Genomic DNA, 17,475 nt, shown 5'->3' with positions numbered 1-17,475 from the left:
ACTTTTATGGCTTTGAGATCCAATCTTTCACATGTTGAAATGTGCGTCCATACTCTTTTAACTTCGCCCGAATTTCCCATGCTTTTCCGACTAAGACAACACCTTTTGGCATGCGGTGCACTTTCACGAAGAAGCCCCCTTTTGCTCTAGTATGATAAAATGTATGGGGCATCATATAGAGACAGAACGGGAGATGAAGAAATGAAATCATTAGAAGAAAAAACAATTGCCAAAGAACAGATCTTTTCGGGTAAAGTCATTGATCTTTATGTCGAGGATGTAGAGCTGCCAAACGGCAAAGCCAGTAAACGTGAAATTGTGAAACACCCTGGAGCTGTAGCGGTACTAGCCGTCACAGATGAAGGGAAAATCATCATGGTCAAACAATTCCGTAAGCCGCTTGAGCGGACGATCGTTGAAATTCCGGCCGGTAAGCTTGAAAAAGGTGAGGAGCCGGAGTATACGGCACTTCGGGAACTTGAAGAGGAAACCGGTTATACAGCAAAAAAACTGACAAAAATAACTGCGTTTTATACATCACCCGGATTTGCAGATGAGATCGTTCACGTTTTTCTTGCTGAGGAGCTTTCTGTGCTTGAAGAAAAACGGGAGCTTGATGAGGACGAGTTTGTTGAAGTGATGGAGGTGACGCTTGAAGATGCGCTAAAGCTGGTTGAATCGCGTGAAGTATATGATGCTAAAACAGCCTACGCGATTCAGTATCTTCAACTGAAAGAAGCGCTCCAAGCACAAAAATGAAAAAGATTTACGCGGATTTGCACATTCATATCGGCCGGACCTTTACAGGAAGGGCTGTCAAAATAACAGGCGCCAAAACATTAACGCTGGACAGAATTTTGGTTGAAGCCAGTGAACATAAAGGAATTGAACTCCTCGGCATTATCGACTGTCATTCTCCGGAAGTCATTCTAGAGCTTGAGGAAGGCATTTCATCTGGAAAATATCGCGAGCTTGACGGGGGAGGAATCCGTTATCGCAGCACGACTCTTTTATTGGGGAGCGAGCTGGAGATTTATGATGAAGCCTGCAGCGGGCCGATCCATGTGCTCGTATTTATGCCGACGCTGGCTGATATGAAACAGTTTTCAAACTGGCTGTCAGCCCGGCTGAAAAATATTCATTTAAGCTCGCAGCGGATTTATGAAACGGGCTTAAACCTGCAAAAAAAAGTGCAGGATATGGGCGGCCTGTTTATCCCCGCCCATATCTTTACGCCGCATAAAAGCTTATATGGAAAAGGGGTTAAATCAAGCTTAACTGAGGTTTTTGATCCATCTATGATAGACGCGGTGGAGCTTGGATTAAGCTGTGATACAGACATGGCATCACACGTATCGCAATTGAATCCGTATCCTTTTTTAACAAATTCTGATGCGCATTCGTTGGGGAAAATCGGCAGAGAATATAATGAACTATATGTGCAGTCAGCTGATTTTACTGAATTTGCTCTTGCATTAAAGGGACAAGATGACAGGAAAATTATCGCAAATTACGGCTTGGACCCGTTATTGGGGAAATATTATCAGACCGCTTGCGAAGCGTGCGGAGAGCCTGCTGTAAGCGGGGAAACAGCGTGCGCGAATTGCGGAAATTCCAGATTTACCAAGGGAGTCAGCGAAAGATTGCATGAATTGAGTAATCAGCTTGAAGTTCGCGTCCCGCGTCCGCGATATGTACATCAGATCCCGCTGCAATTTGTTCCGGGTGTAGGCCCGAAAACGCTGGACAAACTAAAAAAAGCCTTCGGAACAGAAATGGCTGTTCTTCACGAGGCTGCAGAAGAAGATTTGGCTCGCGTTGTCCCGCCGAAAACCGCGGCGCTTATCGTAAAAGCGAGATCCGGAAAACTGGAATTGAAAGCCGGAGGAGGAGGAACCTACGGTAAAATTAAACCGTGAGCTAAAGATTAACTCAGTTCCTCCTGTACTTTTCTTTTTGTGCGTATAAAGGTAATCAGCTGGATGATTTCATCTTCACTCAGCGGCTGGCCATCAACAGAAATGGTAAAGTCAAGGCTGCTCCACGTGGCCAATTCTATGGCCTGAGGAGCAGTCTGCTTTTGTTTCTCGCGGCCTAAAAGTTCATCGCAGGTTGTGTCAAAGAGGTCAGCCAGCATGGCAAGCGCTTCAAGTGAAGGCCGTCGGTAGCCTGACTCGTAGCCGGCATATGTGCTTTTTGCGATACCGAGAAGGTCAGCTGTATATTGAAGCGACCAATTTTTCTTTTTTCTCAATTCTGTTAAACGATCTAGATTCATGAACTTCCGCTCCTTTTTCACCTTGAGCTGATTATATCATATAGGTATTAGGAAGTGTACGCGAATTGAATAATAATGTCTTGCGTATTTTATTTTCCGTGTCTATAATTGCATTAAAAGTATGCGAAAAGCGAATACCTTCTCGCAACCCATCTTTAGATACAGTGAAGAGGTGCATGGTATGAAAAAATTATTGATGTTGACAACTGGGGGAACGATTGCTTCAGTTGAAGGGGAAAATGGGCTGGCTCCCGGAGTCAAGGCTGATGAATTATTAAGTTACGTATCAAAACTTGATAACGATTACACAATGGAAACTCAGTCGCTTATGAATATAGACAGCACCAATATGCAGCCTGAATACTGGGTGGAAATAGCAGAAGCCGTTAAGGAAAATTATGATGCCTATGACGGGTTTGTTATTACTCACGGTACAGATACAATGGCCTATACATCTGCCGCACTATCGTATATGCTGCAGCATGCCAAAAAGCCGATTGTCATCACCGGCTCGCAGATTCCGATCACGTTCCAAAAAACCGATGCCAAAAAAAATATTACAGATGCCATTCGATTTGCCTGTGAAGGCGTGGGCGGCGTTTATGTTGTGTTTGACGGCAGAGTCATTCAGGGAACACGTGCGATCAAATTAAGAACGAAAAGCTACGACGCATTTGAAAGCATCAATTACCCATATATCGCTTTTATCAATGAAGACGGGATCGAATACAACAAACAAGTAACGGAACCTGAGAACGACACCTTCACAGTTGACACTTCACTATGCACAGATGTATGTCTGCTGAAGCTGCATCCAGGCTTAAAGCCCGAAATGTTTGATGCCCTGAAAAGCATGTACAAAGGAATTGTCATTGAGAGTTATGGCAGCGGAGGAGTGCCGTTTGAAGGCAGAGACATTTTGTCAAAAGTGAATGAACTGATCGAAAGCGGCATTGTCGTCGTCATTACGACTCAATGTCTTGAAGAAGGCGAAGACATGAGCATTTACGAGGTTGGCCGCAGAGTCAACCAAGACTTAATTATCCGATCAAGAAATATGAACACAGAAGCAATTGTGCCAAAATTGATGTGGGCGCTAGGTCAGTCTTCGGATCTTCCTGTCGTCAAGAGAATTATGGAAACGCCGATAGCTGATGACGTTGTCCTGTAAAATGTAAAAACGATAACCAGCAAAGAGAAAGAAGGTTAAAGATTATGTTAAACGGCCAAAAAGAATATCGCGTGGAAAAAGACTTCCTTGGGGAAAAACAAATTGAAGCAGATGTTTATTACGGAATTCAGACGCTCCGTGCTTCTGAAAATTTTCCGATCACAGGATACAAAATCCATGAGGAAATGATTAACGCACTGGCGATTGTGAAAAAAGCTGCGGCTCTTGCCAACATGGACGTGAAACGGCTGTATGAAGGAATTGGCCAAGCTATCGTACAAGCCGCTGACGAGATTCTGGAAGGCAAGTGGCACGATCAGTTTATCGTCGATCCGATTCAGGGCGGTGCCGGAACTTCTATGAACATGAACGCGAATGAGGTTATCGGAAACCGGGCGCTTGAAATCATGGGACATAAAAAGGGAGATTATATCCATTTAAGTCCAAACACACATGTGAACATGTCACAGTCTACGAACGATGTGTTCCCGACTGCTATTCATATTTCTACATTGAAGCTCTTGGAAAAACTGCTGAAAACAATGGAAGATATGCATAGTGTGTTTAAGCAAAAAGCACAGGAGTTTGATTCTGTTATTAAAATGGGCCGGACACACCTTCAAGATGCGGTTCCGATCCGTCTTGGCCAGGAATTCGAAGCTTACAGCCGTGTTCTCGAGCGAGATATCAAACGAATCAAGCAATCGCGCCAGCACCTATATGAAGTCAACATGGGCGCAACTGCTGTTGGTACAGGGCTGAACGCTGATCCTGAATATATCAAACAGGTAGTAAAGCACCTTGCTGATATTAGCGGGCTTCCTCTTGTCGGCGCTGATCATCTTGTTGATGCGACACAAAATACAGATGCCTATACAGAGGTATCAGCTTCATTAAAAGTCTGCATGATGAACATGTCGAAGATCGCAAACGACCTGCGCTTAATGGCGTCGGGACCGCGCGCCGGACTTGCGGAAATTTCTCTGCCTGCACGTCAGCCGGGTTCATCTATTATGCCGGGGAAAGTCAATCCGGTTATGGCGGAGCTGATCAACCAAATTGCGTTCCAGGTTATCGGAAACGACAATACAATCTGCCTTGCTTCAGAAGCCGGCCAGCTTGAGTTGAACGTCATGGAGCCCGTGCTTGTCTTTAATTTGCTTCAATCCATCAGCATCATGAACAACGGCTTCCGTTCGTTCACTGATCATTGCTTAAAAGGCATCGAAGCCAACGAAAAGCGGTTGAAGCAATATGTAGAAAAAAGCGCTGGAGTGATTACTGCTGTCAATCCGCATCTTGGATATGAAGCGGCTGCCAGAATTGCCAGGGAAGCGATTATGACAGGCCAATCAGTCCGTGACCTTTGCCTGCAGCATGATGTGCTGACAGAAGAAGAATTGGATATTATTTTAAACCCATATGAGATGACCAAACCAGGTATCGCAGGGAAAGAACTATTAGAAAAATAAAATTTGTATAAAATACAGCTTATTCATCTCCGAATAGTCGGATGAATAAGCTGTTTACAACATAGGGATGAGGAAGTATAGTATACGTGTTGCACTATATATTGAAAGCGTTTTAGCTTTTACATGAAGGGGGACTTCTTTTGAAGGATGTAAGATTGCCAACACTATTTGAAATTATTATTGTACTAGGAGTATTTTTAGCACTTGTTCTATCGTTTACAGTCTTTCTCGACTTGCCGATACAGCTGGCGCTTTTTGTTTCATGGTTTATTGCAATGCTTTTAGGTATAAGACTCGGTTATTCTTATAAAGATTTACAAAATGCGATTGTACATGGAATATCAAATGGCCTTGAAGCCGTACTGATTCTCGTTTCAGTTGGGGCGCTCATCGGAACATGGATTGCCGGAGGCGTTGTGCCGACTTTGATTTATTACGGACTGGAATTTATTCACCCAAGTATCTTTTTACTGGCAACGTTAATTATTTGTTCCATTATGTCTGTGGCAACAGGAACGTCATGGGGAACAGTCGGAACTGCCGGCATTGCCATGATTGCAATAGGAGAGGGTTTAGGCATTCCGCTTCCTCTAGTAGCGGGAGCTATTCTTTCAGGTGCTTATTTCGGGGACAAGCTGTCTCCGCTGTCTGACAGTACAGTTCTAGCTTCTTCACTATCAAAAGTCGATGTATTGGCTCACGTGAGAGCAATGCTTTATTTATCAATACCTGCGTATGTCATTACAGCTATACTCTTTACAATTGTTGGATTTATGTACGGCGGGAAAAATATTGATCTTGATAAAGTTGAATTCTTAAAATCATCTTTGCAAAACACGTTTGACATTCATATTTGGATGCTGATCCCGGCAGTTGTCGTCATAGTCTTATTGGCGATGAAAAAGCCATCTATGCCGGTTATCGTAATTGGCGCTTTACTCGGCGCAATCTGGGCTGTCGTTTTCCAAGGAATGGATATTGCCCATGCGATTGCAACTGCGTACAACGGTTTCTCTATTAAAACTGATGTTGAATTTTTGAACGGCTTGTTAAACCGCGGTGGAATTGTCGGTATGCTTGATTCTCTCGTCGTCATCATCTTTGGCCTTGGTTTTGGCGGTCTGCTTGAGAAACTCGGCGTGTTAAAAGTCATTGTTTCAACGTTTGAAAAGAAATTAACTTCAGCCGGCAATGTCACATTGTCTACACTGATCGTAGCGTTTTTAGCGAACATCTTCGGCTGTGCGATGTATGTATCTCTTATTTTGACTCCGAAAATTATGGAAGACAGCTATGATCGCTTGCATCTGGACAGAAGAGTGTTATCACGTAACTCAGAGGTCGGGGGAACATTGACTTCGGGGATGGTACCTTGGTCTGATAATGGGATTTACATGGCTGGTATTTTAGGTGTTTCTACCTTCTCTTATCTGCCGTTTATGTGGCTCAGTTTTGTAGCAATAGGTCTTGCAATTATCTATGGTTATACAGGAAAATTTATATGGTATACGAAAAACAATACAGTTAAAGCCGAAAAACTAGGCTAATAGGGGAGGATCACTGAATGATAGCGAAACACATGATTCGGACACTGATGATCGAAACGCCTTCGGTTCCCGGAAATCTTGGAAGGGTGGCTACGGCCATCGGCCTTCTGGGCGGGGATATTGGTGAAGTGGAGACGGTAAAAGTCGGACCCAATTACACAATGCGGAATATTACCGTTCAAGTGGAGAATGAAGAACAGCTTCAGGAAGTGATCGCGGCTGTACAGGCCCTCGGAGAAGGGATCAGGCTTCACACCGTATCTGATGAAGTCCTGTCCGCACATGAAGGCGGAAAAATCCAAATGAAAAGCAAAATGCCGATCCGTTCACTGGCAGAGCTGGGACGTGTCTACACACCAGGTGTTGCGGACGTGTGCCGACTGATCGAAAAAGAACCTGAAAAAGCTTCTATTTATACAACGATCAGCAATTCTGTTGCAATTGTAACGGATGGAACCGCAATTTTAGGCCTTGGGAATATCGGCTCTGTGGCTGGCATGCCTGTCATGGAAGGAAAGGCTGCTTTGTTTGATCAGCTGGCGGGTATTAGCGGCATTCCGATACTGCTTGATACGAGTGATCCTGAAGAAATCATCAAAACAGTAAAACATATTTCTCCGGGCTTTAGCGGCATCCTTCTTGAGGATATCGGTTCGCCGCATTGTTTTGAAATCGAGGATCGCCTAAAAGAGGAGCTGAACATTCCTGTTATGCACGATGACCAGCATGGTACAGCTGTAGTGACGCTGGCAGCTGCCATTTCGGCATGCAGGAGTGCGGGAGTTGACCTGAAGGAAGCGAAAGTGGGGCAAATCGGCCTTGGCGCAGCAGGCGTGGCCATCTGCCGGATGTTCATGGCTTATGGTGTGAATGCTGTGTACGGAACAGACAAATCAGAGTCAGCAATGAACCGTCTCGAACAATACGGCGGACAGGCAGTTTCCAGTATTGAGGAGCTCATGGAAACATGTGATATTGTCATTGCTACAACGGGCGTTCCGGGTTTAATAAAACCGGCATTTGTACGTTCTGGTCAAGTAATTTTGGCTTTATCGAATCCGAAGCCGGAAATTGAGCCGGAGGCCGCACTGCAGGCTGGCGCCGCATATGCAGCTGACGGGCGTTCTGTTAATAATGTACTCGGTTTTCCGGGGATTTTTAGAGGAGCGCTTAACGCAAAAAGCACGGAGATTAATCATGATATGCTTGTCGCAGCAGCAGAGGCCATCGCAGCCTGCACTAAACAAGGTGATGTTGTCCCTCAGCCGCTTGATTCAAAAGTCCATCATGCGGTAGCAGCAGCTGTCGAGCATGCAGCTCTTACAGCAGTGAAATAAATGTAGCTAAACAGCACCTGTCGTAGCAGGTGCTGTTTTTTTCTTATCATTGTTCAATTTTGTTATCATTACTATGAAAATAAAAAAGGGAGTGATCACATGGCAAAAAGCCAAGCGAAAAAGAAGCGGGGGCATCGATTGAGAAACGGCGGACGTGACGTCTTATTATCAAGAGGCAGCACACCATCTTTCAGCACACATGAAAGAATGACAAAAAGCAAAAAAGAGATTTTGAATAAACGGAAGCATAAGAATCCTTATGATCATACAGCAGTTGATGATAAGGATTTTTTTGTGCTCCAAAAAGCCGCCTAGCATTCGTCTCTATCGTTTCTTTTTGAAAAAGGGCATGTTTTTCTGTTTCTTTCATACAATCTATTAAATCAAATCACTAGAGCGGGCGGGAGGAAACGGTATGCGAAAAATCTCTTATAAGGACATGTTTCTCAGGCATGTTAAAGATCATCTCTCTCTTTATATATTTGTGTCAGTGCTGTTTTTCATGGGTGTCATCTTTGGCGCGATTATTGTCAACAGTATGACCATCAGCCAGAAAGAAGATTTATACTACTACTTAAGTCAATTTTTTGGACAGCTTTCGGATGGAAAACAGGCAAGTTCAGCTGATATGTTTGGGCAAAGTATCTTTCATAATGCAAAGTATTTAGGCCTGATGTGGATACTGGGAATTTCCGTCATTGGGATGCCGATTATTTTCATCATGATCTTTCTGAAAGGGATCGTCGTCGGCTTTACTGTCGGGTTCCTAGTCAATCAGATGGGAGTAAGCGGGTTTTTCCTATCATTTGTCTCCGTTTTGCCGCAAAATGTGCTGCTGATTCCGGCTTATCTCATTATGGGCACATGTGCAATTGCGTTTTCTTTAAAGTTAATCAGACAGCTGTTCGTGAAACGAAGCCTGCATGACGCGCCGATTCAATGGTTCGGGCGGTATGCCTTTGTGCTGCTGGTCATTCTGTTTTTAGCGCTGATCTCATCTCTGTTTGAAGCATACTTATCTCCTGTTTTAATGGAAAAGCTTACATCTAGACTTTTTTAAAATCATTATTAAAAGAAAACCATTTTATTTATCAGTTTATAATAATTATAGTTGGAACTCTGCGCGTATTTTGTTATAATGAGTCATGGAATGCGGCGTAGGAGGGAAAGACATGGAAAACCGTATTGATCGTATTAAGAAACAACTGCACTCATCCAGCTATAAACTTACGCCACAGCGTGAAGCGACAGTAAGAGTGCTGCTTGAAAACGAAGAAGACCATTTAAGCGCAGAAGATGTATACCTCCTCGTAAAAGAGAAATCTCCTGAGATCGGTCTCGCTACAGTATACCGTACGCTTGAATTATTAACTGAATTAAAAGTCGTAGATAAAATTAACTTTGGAGACGGTGTGTCCCGTTACGACCTTCGGAAAGAGGGAGCAGCTCACTTTCATCACCACTTGGTGTGCATGGAGTGCGGAGCCGTTGATGAAATTGAAGAAGATTTGCTTGAAGACGTGGAAGAAATCATTGAACGTGATTGGAAATTTAAGATTAAAGATCATAGATTGACGTTTCACGGCATTTGCCACCGCTGTTACGGAAAAGAAACTGAATAGACGGTGCCGAGCGCGAACCTTTTCTCATAGGGAAAGGGTTTTTTGCTGTTTCTATGTATAAAACCTTTCTGATTTGGCATATGGTTTATATAACTGGAACCATAGGGAAAGGATCGATTAGGACATGGGAAGATTCCTGAAAACAGCTGTCGATGCATTGAAAGTTTTCATCCTGTTTACCGGTTTTACCGCTTTGTTCTATTATGCTATGATATGGGTGAATCAAGAGTATGAAAACTATCATCGGTATGATAAACCGGAAGGCTCCGCTGTAAAAGTTGTTGAAATGGATCAGGATGAAAAAGGCGGATGGTTCGACCGGTTGATCTTTTTTTACCAAAACGGGGAGTAGATCAAGAGTGAAAGATCAAATAAAGGATTTCATCCACTACGTTATGGTAGAGAGAGGGCTCTCTCAAAATACGATCGTATCCTATGAACGTGACTTGAAAAGCTATTCTCTCTACTTAACAGAAACCCTTCATGTTACAGATTGGAATCACGTTACCCGCATACATATTATCCAATATTTAAAGCATTTGAAGGACTCGGGGAAATCCGGCAAGACATCGGCGCGGCATTTGGCATCCATTCGCTCTTTTCATCAATTTCTGCTCAGGGAAAAAGTAACGGATAAGGACCCTTCCGTTCATATCGAAACACAAAAGACGGAACGGGCGCTTCCGAAGGTGCTCGCGCTCAATGAGGTCGAGCGGTTATTGGACACGCCTAAGCTGACGAGCCCATTCGGATACCGGGATAAAGCGATGCTGGAGCTGCTTTATGCGACAGGCATACGAGTCAGTGAAATGATTGAATTGAAAACGGCTGATGTTCATTTATCTATGGGGTTTATCCGATGCTTCGGCAAAGGAAGAAAAGAACGGATTGTGCCAATCGGTGAAGCCGCTGCTTCCGCTATTGAGGAATATATGACAAAAGCCAGGGGAAAACTGTTAAAAAATAATGTATCTGACGCCCTCTTTTTAAATCATCACGGCAAACAGATCAGCCGCCAGGGATTTTGGAAGAACCTGAAAAAAATCGCGTTGGAAGCCGGCATTAAGAAAGAGCTGACTCCGCATACACTCAGGCATTCCTTTGCGACGCATCTGCTTGAGAACGGGGCAGATTTAAGAGCGGTGCAGGAAATGCTCGGTCATGCGGATATATCCACGACGCAAATTTATACGCATGTGACGAAAACAAGGCTGAAGGATGTGTACAAGCAGTTTCATCCGCGAGCATAGCCGCAGGTGGCTGCGGCTTTTTTGTTTAGAGCGACAGAAAATATTGAAGTTTCTCATTATTTCCAAATACATTGTCAACGGGAATGAAAACGATTTATACTTGAGTTGTCAGACCTCTTAGCGATACAATAGACGTATAGAAAAAAAGGAGGCTTTCAAGATGCCTGCATACAAATATAATCGTGTGTTTTTAATTGTGATGGACTCAGTCGGAATCGGCGAAGCGCCGGATGCCGCTGACTTTAATGACGAAGGCGCTCATACGCTCGGTCATATTGCCGAGCATATGAACGGATTACATATGCCGAATATGGCAAAGCTCGGCCTTGGTCTTATCGAAGATATCAAAGGTGTAGAAAAAACAGAACATCCGCTTGCCTATTATGGAAAAATGCAAGAAGCGTCAAACGGAAAAGATACGATGACCGGCCATTGGGAGATTATGGGTTTATACATTGATAAACCATTTAAAGTGTTCCCGGAAGGCTTTCCTGATGAATTGCTTCAAGAGCTGGAAAAGAGATCTGGCCGCAAAATTATTGGAAACAAGCCGGCTTCCGGCACAGCGATTTTGGATGAGCTTGGTCAGGAGCACATGGAGACAGGGGCTTTAATTGTTTACACGTCTGCTGACTCTGTTCTGCAAATTGCCGCTCACGAAGAGGTTGTGCCGCTTGAGGAGCTGTATCGCATTTGCGAAACGGCGAGAGAGCTGACGCTTGATCCGAAATATATGGTTGGCCGCATTATTGCACGGCCGTTCGTCGGAGAGCCGGGTCAATTCAAACGGACGCCAAACCGCCATGACTATGCCCTTAAACCGTTTGATCGCACTGTCATGAATGAATTGAAAGACAGCGGCTTAGATGTGATTTCAATCGGTAAAATCTCTGATATTTACGACGGAGAAGGCATTACTTCTTCACGCAGAACGGTTTCCAATATGGACGGAATGGACAAGGTGATTGATACGCTGGGTGAAGACTTTACGGGTCTGAGCTTTGCGAACCTTGTTGATTTTGACGCGTTATTCGGACACCGCCGTGACCCTGAAGGCTACGGACGCGCGCTTGAAGAATTTGATGCGCGGCTTCCGGAAGTGTTTGAAAAAATGAGAGAAGACGATCTGTTAATTATTACAGCCGACCATGGCAATGATCCGATTCATCATGGGACTGACCATACACGCGAGTATGTGCCGATTTTCGCTTACAGCAAAAAACATAAGAAAGCGCAAATGCTGCCGCTTGCAGATACATTTGCCGATATTGGCGCAACGATCGCTGATAATTTCCAAACGAATAAACCGAAATACGGGAAAAGCTTTTTATCTTTATTACAATAGGGGGACTGTTTCTTGAAGGACAGAATTGAACGCGCAGCCGCTTTTATTAAACAAAACCTGCCGGAATCTCCGAAGATCGGCCTTATTTTAGGCTCAGGTCTTGGCATTTTGGCGGACGAAATCGAAAATCCGGTCAAGCTGAAATATGAAGACATACCTGAATTCCCGGTATCTACTGTTGAAGGGCATGCCGGACAGCTTGTGCTTGGCACTCTTGAAGGAGTTTCCGTCATTGCAATGCAGGGCCGCTTTCATTTTTATGAAGGCTATTCAATGGAGAAAGTCACATTCCCTGTACGCGTGATGAAAGCGCTCGGTGTGGAAGCGTTGATCGTGACAAATGCCGCAGGCGGTGTCAACACTGAATTCCGTGCGGGAGACTTAATGATTATTACCGATCATATCAACTTTATGGGAACAAACCCGTTAATCGGGCCAAACGAAGCAGATTTCGGCGCCAGATTTCCAGATATGTCTTCAGCCTATGACAAAGATCTGTCCAGCCTGGCTGAAAAGATTGCGAAAGACCTTAATATCCCAATTCAAAAAGGCGTGTACACTGCTGTGACAGGACCTTCTTACGAAACACCGGCAGAAGTCCGGTTCTTAAGAACGATGGGCTCTGATGCAGTCGGCATGTCTACTGTTCCGGAAGTCATTGTAGCGAATCATGCGGGAATGCGGGTTCTTGGCATTTCCTGCATCTCTAACGCGGCAGCCGGAATTCTGGATCAGCCTTTAAGTCACGATGAAGTTATGGAAGTGACCGAAAAAGTAAAAGCTGGATTCTTAAAGCTTGTTAAAGCGATCGTCGCTCAGTACGAATAAAAATGAATCAATGCAGGGCCAAAAGACGGCTGTGTCTGATATCACACAGCTGTCTTTTTTATGCCCAAAATTCGAAACATTTTCCATCAGTGGCGTATAAAACCATCCCGCTTGGAAAAAATAAAAAGGATTATGAAATGGAGGGCTTTTGAGATGAAACGTCTTTTATCCACTTTGTTGATTGGTATAATGCTGCTTACATTTGCACCGTCTGCATTTGCAAAACAAGACGGAAAACGTACATCGGAGCTTGCTCATGAAGCGAAGTCTGCGGTGCTGATAGAACGTGACACAGGAAAAGTGCTTTACAACAAGAACAGCAATGAGAGACTGGCGCCTGCAAGCATGACGAAAATTATGACGATGCTTTTGATTATGGAAGCTTTAGATAAAGGCAAAATCAAAATGAGTGATAAAGTCCGTACAAGCGAGCATGCGGCGTCAATGGGCGGCTCACAGATCTTCCTTGAGCCCGGCGAAGAAATGACTGTCAAAGAAATGCTGAAAGGCATCGCAATCGCTTCGGGAAATGACGCTTCCGTCGCCATGGCTGAATTTATTTCCGGCTCTGAAGAAGAATTTGTGAAGAAAATGAATAAAAAAGCAAAAGAGCTGGGATTGAAAAATACATCCTTTAAAAATCCAACAGGACTGACCGAGGAAGGACACTACAGCTCTGCTTATGACATGGCAATCATGGCTAAGGAATTATTGAAATACGAATCAATTACGAAGTTTACCGGCACGTATGAAGATTATCTGCGTGAAAATACAGATAAAAAGTTTTGGCTTGTAAATACAAATCGCCTTATCAAATTTTATCCTGGTGTAGACGGCGTAAAAACAGGCTATACAGGCGAAGCGAAATATTGTCTGACTGCTTCGGCTAAAAAAGGAAACATGCGGGCCATAGCGGTTGTATTCGGAGCGAGCACGCCTAAAGAAAGAAACGCGCAAGTGACAAAAATGCTTGACTTCGCCTTTAGCCAATATGAAACGCATCCTTTATATAAACGAAATCAAACAGTAGCAAAAGTAAAGGTCAAAAAAGGGAAACAAAAATTGATCGAACTCACTACATCTGAGCCGATTTCAATATTGACGAAAAAAGGCGAGGATATGAACGATGTGAAAAAAGAAATCAAGATGAAGGACAATATTAGTGCTCCGATTCAAAAAGGCCAAGAGCTTGGCACTCTTGTTCTGAAAAAGGATGGAGAAGTACTCGCTGAAAGTCCTGTTGCTGCAAAAGAAGATATGAAGAAAGCCGGGTTTATCACATTCTTGAAGCGGACGATGGGAGACTGGACAAAATTTAAGTAATTATGCCGAATGACCACTAGTTTTGTCACGGTGAAGGAATTCATTCCGTCGAAATCGAAACACTCATTATCCGATCATATCAAGGAGGAATGAGCATGAGCCTTGGAATTGACATGCATGTCAAAGAATCTGTGCTTTGTATTCGATTAACAGGCGAACTCGATCACCATACGGCTGAAACCCTGAAGCAAAAAGTGACTCAATCATTGGAGAAGGATGATATTCGCCATATCGTGCTGAACTTGGAGGACCTCTCCTTTATGGACAGCTCGGGGCTTGGCGTTATTTTAGGAAGATACAAGCAAATTAAGCAAATTGGCGGGGAAATGGTCGTTTGCGCTATCTCTCCTGCGGTGAAGCGATTGTTTGATATGTCGGGTCTGTTTAAAATTATCCGATTTGAACAATCTGAACAGCAGGCGCTCCTGACACTGGGGGTGGCATCATGAAAAATGAAATGCACATTGAGTTTTCTGCCCTCAGTCAGAATGAATCGTTCGCCCGTGTGACAGTTGCATCATTTATAGCTCAGCTGGACCCGACAATGGATGAACTGACTGAAATCAAAACAGTCGTGTCAGAGGCTGTCACGAATGCGATTATCCATGGATATGAAGAGAACTGTGAAGGAAAAGTTTACATTTCAGTGACGCTGGAAGATCATGTCGTATATATGACCATTCGTGATGAAGGCTTAGGCATTACAGATCTTGAAGAAGCCCGTCAGCCTCTATTTACGACTAAGCCTGAGCTTGAGCGCTCTGGAATGGGCTTTACCATTATGGAAAATTTCATGGATGATGTCAGTATCGATTCATCGCCTGAAATGGGAACAACGATTCGCTTAACAAAGCACTTATCAAAAAGCAAAGCGCTTTGTAATTAAGGAGATTTGTTATGGATGTGGAGGTTAAGAAAAACGGCAAAAACGCTCAGCTGAAGGATCATGAAGTAAAGGAATTAATCAAACAAAGCCAAAATGGCGACCAGCAGGCAAGAGACCTCCTCATAGAAAAAAACATGCGTCTTGTTTGGTCTGTCGTACAGCGGTTTTTAAACAGAGGATATGAGCCTGACGATCTCTTCCAGATCGGCTGCATCGGGCTGTTAAAATCTGTTGACAAATTTGATTTAACCTATGATGTGCGTTTTTCAACGTATGCAGTGCCGATGATTATCGGAGAAATCCAACGATTTATCCGTGATGACGGAACCGTAAAGGTATCAAGGTCATTAAAAGAGCTTGGAAACAAAATCCGGCGCGCGAAGGATGAGCTTTCGAAAACACTGGGCAGAGTGCCGACGGTGCAGGAGATCGCTGACCATTTGGAGATTGAAGCTGAGGATGTTGTACTGGCCCAAGAGGCGGTAAGGGCTCCATCTTCGATTCACGAAACCGTTTATGAAAATGACGGAGATCCGATTACCCTGCTTGATCAAATCGCTGACAACTCAGAAGAAAAATGGTTTGACAAAATTGCGCTGAAAGAAGCGATCAGCGATTTGGAGGAAAGGGAAAAACTAATCGTCTATCTCAGATATTATAAAGACCAGACACAGTCCGAGGTGGCTGAGCGGCTCGGGATCTCTCAGGTGCAGGTTTCCAGGCTTGAAAAGAAAATATTAAAACAGATCAAGGTTCAAATGGATCATACGGATGGCTAGTCTGCAGTGCAGGCTAGCTTTTTTGTGTGCAAAAGCGTGGTAATTTATGGTCTTTTCGAGCGGATGAATGAGAACAAAATCGAACCACATACTACATATATAACCACCGAAAGATGGTGATCAATGATGGAACGACGAATATTTATCCGGCTTCGCCACCGGGTGCTGGCACATCCAGGGGATATTATTACCGTTGGAGATGCCGCGCAAATAGAAGGGCAGCTTCAGCTGAAAAAGAAACTTTCGGCTATGCCGCTTTATCAGGTGAGCGAAAAAGATAAAAATATCGTAATTCTGGATATCATACAAGTCCTCAGAGCCATTCATTTACAAGACCCGACACTTGATGTTCAAACCGTAGGCGGAGCAGAAACCATTGTTGAAATTCAGTATCGAAAGCGAAATTTATCAACGGTTCTATTTATCGGTGTCTGGCTGCTTCTGTTTATTGGATCGTGTCTTGCCATCATGAACTTTCATGAGGATGTAAGCATGAGAGATGTTCATATCGCACTATATGAAATCATAACCGGAGAGAGGAATGACTATCCATATTTGCTTCAAATCCCATACAGCATCGGTTTGGGACTGGGGATGATCGTGTTTTTTAACCACATATTTAAAAAGCGCCTAAATGAAGAGCCCAGCCCGCTGGAGGTTGAGATGTTTAACTATCAGCTTGATCTCGATCAATATGTGGCCATGCATGAGAATCAAGAAACCATAAAGGATCTGCATGATCGTTAGTGTATTGTTCATCATTTTTGTCGGGCTCGGCGGAGGCATAACGGTGGGGGCGGGTTTCGTTGCTTTTTTAACCGTAATGGGAATCATTCCGCGGCTGATGCAGCTCACCAAAACAATGAGATTTGTTCAGGCTTATGAAGCGGCTGTTATTCTTGGCGCGGTTTGCGGGGGATGGGAGACGCTTCATATGAATCATCTTTATCTAACAAAATGGATAGCTGTGCCGGTCGGGCTTCTGGCAGGTTTGTTCGTCGGGATGCTAGCGGCTGCTCTTACAGAGGTTTTAAATGTCCTGCCGATTTTGGCGAAACGAATCGGGCTCAGAAGTAAAATCATTATTCTGTTAATGGCCATCGTGATTGGGAAAATCGCGGGATCTTTATTTCACTGGCTGTACTTTATTGACCATTCATAAGGAGGTTTCAAGATGACAAACATAAAAGAAAATTACAAATCAAAAGTGAAAACATATCAGCCTAAGCCGCCTTACGTCTGGAACTGTGTAAAAGCCTTTTTAGTGGGCGGACTGATTTGTGCAATCGGGCAAGGTCTGCAAAATTTTTATATCCATTTTTTTGATTTCAATGAAAAAACTGCGGGGAATCCAACAGCTGCAACGCTGATATTAATTTCTGCCCTACTTACAGGGTTTGGCATCTATGACAGAATCGGACAATTCGCAGGCGCAGGTTCAGCCGTACCTGTCACGGGTTTTGCCAACAGTATGGCAAGTGCGGCTCTTGAATATAAAAGCGAAGGATTAGTGCTTGGAGTAGCGACAAATATGTTTAAACTGGCAGGAAATGTTATTGTTTTCGGAGTTGTAGCTGCATACATCGTTGGAATGATTCGGTTTGCTTTTGAGAAACTGATGTCATAGGAGGAGAAGA

The 17,475-nt window shown here is 43.9% G+C and carries 22 protein-coding genes; 20 read left to right on the top strand and 2 right to left on the bottom strand.

From position 1 onward, the window contains the following. Positions 1 to 4 precede the first annotated feature (4 nt). Positions 5 to 127, bottom strand: a complete 123-nt coding sequence (mciZ, locus tag MKX38_RS11560) for a Z-ring formation inhibitor MciZ (RefSeq protein WP_069837614.1) — start codon at positions 125 to 127, stop codon at positions 5 to 7. A gap of 74 nt (positions 128 to 201) precedes the next feature. Between mciZ and nudF the strand changes: the two genes are divergently transcribed. Beyond that, the gene (nudF, locus tag MKX38_RS11555; RefSeq protein ID WP_004398600.1) at positions 202 to 759 is read left to right on the top strand and encodes an ADP-ribose pyrophosphatase; all 558 of its coding nucleotides are present in this window, start codon (positions 202 to 204) and stop codon (positions 757 to 759) included. Then, positions 756 to 1,919, top strand: a complete 1,164-nt coding sequence (locus MKX38_RS11550; RefSeq protein WP_015714211.1) for a TIGR00375 family protein — start codon at positions 756 to 758, stop codon at positions 1,917 to 1,919. Before nudF ends, MKX38_RS11550 begins: the two co-directional genes overlap by 4 nt. Before the next feature lie 8 nt (positions 1,920 to 1,927). On the opposite strand, the gene ansR is transcribed toward MKX38_RS11550, so the two are convergent. Then, positions 1,928 to 2,278, bottom strand: a complete 351-nt coding sequence (gene ansR / locus MKX38_RS11545) for an HTH-type transcriptional regulator AnsR (RefSeq protein ID WP_004399024.1) — start codon at positions 2,276 to 2,278, stop codon at positions 1,928 to 1,930. A 181-nt stretch (positions 2,279 to 2,459) separates the two neighbouring features. Between ansR and ansA the strand changes: the two genes are divergently transcribed. The 18 genes from ansA (at position 2,460) to spoVAC (ending at position 17,465) form a co-directional block, all read left to right on the top strand. After that, on the top strand, positions 2,460 to 3,449 hold the full coding sequence (ansA, locus tag MKX38_RS11540; protein ID WP_004399032.1) for an asparaginase: 990 nt from the start codon (positions 2,460 to 2,462) through the stop codon (positions 3,447 to 3,449). Positions 3,450 to 3,493: 44 nt separating this feature from the next. Then, positions 3,494 to 4,921, top strand: coding sequence for an aspartate ammonia-lyase (gene aspA / locus MKX38_RS11535; RefSeq protein ID WP_014480179.1), 1,428 nt, complete (start codon positions 3,494 to 3,496; stop codon positions 4,919 to 4,921). Positions 4,922 to 5,061: 140 nt separating this feature from the next. Continuing rightward, a complete protein-coding gene (gene mleN, locus MKX38_RS11530) occupies positions 5,062 to 6,468 on the top strand; it encodes a malate-H+/Na+-lactate antiporter MleN (RefSeq protein WP_130572529.1) in 1,407 nt (468 codons plus the stop codon). A gap of 17 nt (positions 6,469 to 6,485) precedes the next feature. After that, positions 6,486 to 7,805, top strand: a complete 1,320-nt coding sequence (locus MKX38_RS11525; protein WP_004398731.1) for an NAD-dependent malic enzyme — start codon at positions 6,486 to 6,488, stop codon at positions 7,803 to 7,805. A 99-nt stretch (positions 7,806 to 7,904) separates the two neighbouring features. Beyond that, positions 7,905 to 8,120 carry a hypothetical protein gene (locus tag MKX38_RS11520; RefSeq protein ID WP_256682860.1) on the top strand — a complete coding sequence of 72 codons (216 nt, stop codon included), beginning with the start codon at positions 7,905 to 7,907 and terminating at the stop codon, positions 8,118 to 8,120. Between the two features lie 100 nt (positions 8,121 to 8,220). Next, complete coding sequence (spoIIM, locus tag MKX38_RS11515; protein ID WP_004398593.1) at positions 8,221 to 8,865, top strand: stage II sporulation protein M; 645 nt, start codon at positions 8,221 to 8,223, stop codon at positions 8,863 to 8,865. A gap of 112 nt (positions 8,866 to 8,977) precedes the next feature. Next, complete coding sequence (fur, locus tag MKX38_RS11510) at positions 8,978 to 9,427, top strand: ferric iron uptake transcriptional regulator (protein ID WP_029726750.1); 450 nt, start codon at positions 8,978 to 8,980, stop codon at positions 9,425 to 9,427. Between the two features lie 124 nt (positions 9,428 to 9,551). After that, positions 9,552 to 9,779 (top strand): YqzK family protein, encoded by a 228-nt coding sequence (locus MKX38_RS11505; RefSeq protein ID WP_003230440.1) that lies wholly within the window; start codon positions 9,552 to 9,554, stop codon positions 9,777 to 9,779. Positions 9,780 to 9,786: 7 nt separating this feature from the next. Continuing rightward, the gene (gene xerD / locus MKX38_RS11500; RefSeq protein WP_004398985.1) at positions 9,787 to 10,677 is read left to right on the top strand and encodes a site-specific tyrosine recombinase XerD; all 891 of its coding nucleotides are present in this window, start codon (positions 9,787 to 9,789) and stop codon (positions 10,675 to 10,677) included. A gap of 160 nt (positions 10,678 to 10,837) precedes the next feature. Continuing rightward, a complete protein-coding gene (gene deoB, locus MKX38_RS11495) occupies positions 10,838 to 12,022 on the top strand; it encodes a phosphopentomutase (RefSeq protein ID WP_326243302.1) in 1,185 nt (394 codons plus the stop codon). Positions 12,023 to 12,034: 12 nt separating this feature from the next. Next, positions 12,035 to 12,850, top strand: coding sequence for a purine nucleoside phosphorylase I, inosine and guanosine-specific (locus MKX38_RS11490; RefSeq protein WP_003230447.1), 816 nt, complete (start codon positions 12,035 to 12,037; stop codon positions 12,848 to 12,850). A gap of 153 nt (positions 12,851 to 13,003) precedes the next feature. Then, entirely contained in the window at positions 13,004 to 14,173 is a 1,170-nt protein-coding gene (gene dacF / locus MKX38_RS11485) for a D-alanyl-D-alanine carboxypeptidase DacF (protein WP_014480174.1), read from the top strand. A gap of 95 nt (positions 14,174 to 14,268) precedes the next feature. Further along, positions 14,269 to 14,622, top strand: coding sequence for an anti-sigma F factor antagonist (spoIIAA, locus tag MKX38_RS11480; protein ID WP_003223957.1), 354 nt, complete (start codon positions 14,269 to 14,271; stop codon positions 14,620 to 14,622). Then, on the top strand, positions 14,619 to 15,059 hold the full coding sequence (gene spoIIAB, locus MKX38_RS11475) for an anti-sigma F factor (RefSeq protein WP_014477237.1): 441 nt from the start codon (positions 14,619 to 14,621) through the stop codon (positions 15,057 to 15,059). The genes spoIIAA and spoIIAB overlap by 4 nt, the downstream gene beginning before the upstream one ends. Before the next feature lie 11 nt (positions 15,060 to 15,070). After that, a complete protein-coding gene (sigF, locus tag MKX38_RS11470) occupies positions 15,071 to 15,838 on the top strand; it encodes an RNA polymerase sporulation sigma factor SigF (protein WP_003230458.1) in 768 nt (255 codons plus the stop codon). A 126-nt stretch (positions 15,839 to 15,964) separates the two neighbouring features. Then, on the top strand, positions 15,965 to 16,585 hold the full coding sequence (gene spoVAA / locus MKX38_RS11465) for a stage V sporulation protein SpoVAA (RefSeq protein ID WP_015714205.1): 621 nt from the start codon (positions 15,965 to 15,967) through the stop codon (positions 16,583 to 16,585). Next, entirely contained in the window at positions 16,575 to 17,000 is a 426-nt protein-coding gene (spoVAB, locus tag MKX38_RS11460; protein WP_003230463.1) for a stage V sporulation protein SpoVAB, read from the top strand. The genes spoVAA and spoVAB overlap by 11 nt, the downstream gene beginning before the upstream one ends. A 12-nt stretch (positions 17,001 to 17,012) precedes the next feature. After that, the gene (gene spoVAC, locus MKX38_RS11455; protein ID WP_003223947.1) at positions 17,013 to 17,465 is read left to right on the top strand and encodes a stage V sporulation protein AC; all 453 of its coding nucleotides are present in this window, start codon (positions 17,013 to 17,015) and stop codon (positions 17,463 to 17,465) included. The last annotated feature ends 10 nt before the right edge of the window (positions 17,466 to 17,475 follow it).

This window comes from Bacillus sp. FSL M8-0025 (assembly GCF_037975475.1).
GTDB classification, from domain to species: domain Bacteria; phylum Bacillota; class Bacilli; order Bacillales; family Bacillaceae; genus Bacillus; species Bacillus subtilis.
The sequence above is the reverse complement of the archived record's forward strand: the minus strand, read 5'-3'. Positions and strand labels throughout refer to the sequence as shown.

Excerpts from the sequence above, each read along its gene's own strand:
- nudF (WP_004398600.1), top strand. The coding sequence starts at position 202 with ATGAAATCATTAGAAGAAAAAACAATTGCCAAAGAACAGATCTTTTCG.
- MKX38_RS11550 (WP_015714211.1), top strand. The coding sequence starts at position 756 with ATGAAAAAGATTTACGCGGATTTGCACATTCATATCGGCCGGACCTTT.
- ansR (WP_004399024.1), bottom strand. The coding sequence starts at position 2,278 with ATGAATCTAGATCGTTTAACAGAATTGAGAAAAAAGAAAAATTGGTCG.
- ansA (WP_004399032.1), top strand. The coding sequence starts at position 2,460 with ATGAAAAAATTATTGATGTTGACAACTGGGGGAACGATTGCTTCAGTT.
- aspA (WP_014480179.1), top strand. The coding sequence starts at position 3,494 with ATGTTAAACGGCCAAAAAGAATATCGCGTGGAAAAAGACTTCCTTGGG.
- MKX38_RS11525 (WP_004398731.1), top strand. The coding sequence starts at position 6,486 with ATGATAGCGAAACACATGATTCGGACACTGATGATCGAAACGCCTTCG.
- MKX38_RS11520 (WP_256682860.1), top strand. The coding sequence starts at position 7,905 with ATGGCAAAAAGCCAAGCGAAAAAGAAGCGGGGGCATCGATTGAGAAAC.
- spoIIM (WP_004398593.1), top strand. The coding sequence starts at position 8,221 with ATGCGAAAAATCTCTTATAAGGACATGTTTCTCAGGCATGTTAAAGAT.
- fur (WP_029726750.1), top strand. The coding sequence starts at position 8,978 with ATGGAAAACCGTATTGATCGTATTAAGAAACAACTGCACTCATCCAGC.
- MKX38_RS11505 (WP_003230440.1), top strand. The coding sequence starts at position 9,552 with ATGGGAAGATTCCTGAAAACAGCTGTCGATGCATTGAAAGTTTTCATC.
- deoB (WP_326243302.1), top strand. The coding sequence starts at position 10,838 with ATGCCTGCATACAAATATAATCGTGTGTTTTTAATTGTGATGGACTCA.
- dacF (WP_014480174.1), top strand. The coding sequence starts at position 13,004 with ATGAAACGTCTTTTATCCACTTTGTTGATTGGTATAATGCTGCTTACA.
- spoIIAA (WP_003223957.1), top strand. The coding sequence starts at position 14,269 with ATGAGCCTTGGAATTGACATGCATGTCAAAGAATCTGTGCTTTGTATT.
- spoIIAB (WP_014477237.1), top strand. The coding sequence starts at position 14,619 with ATGAAAAATGAAATGCACATTGAGTTTTCTGCCCTCAGTCAGAATGAA.
- sigF (WP_003230458.1), top strand. The coding sequence starts at position 15,071 with ATGGATGTGGAGGTTAAGAAAAACGGCAAAAACGCTCAGCTGAAGGAT.
- spoVAA (WP_015714205.1), top strand. The coding sequence starts at position 15,965 with ATGGAACGACGAATATTTATCCGGCTTCGCCACCGGGTGCTGGCACAT.
- spoVAB (WP_003230463.1), top strand. The coding sequence starts at position 16,575 with ATGATCGTTAGTGTATTGTTCATCATTTTTGTCGGGCTCGGCGGAGGC.
- spoVAC (WP_003223947.1), top strand. The coding sequence starts at position 17,013 with ATGACAAACATAAAAGAAAATTACAAATCAAAAGTGAAAACATATCAG.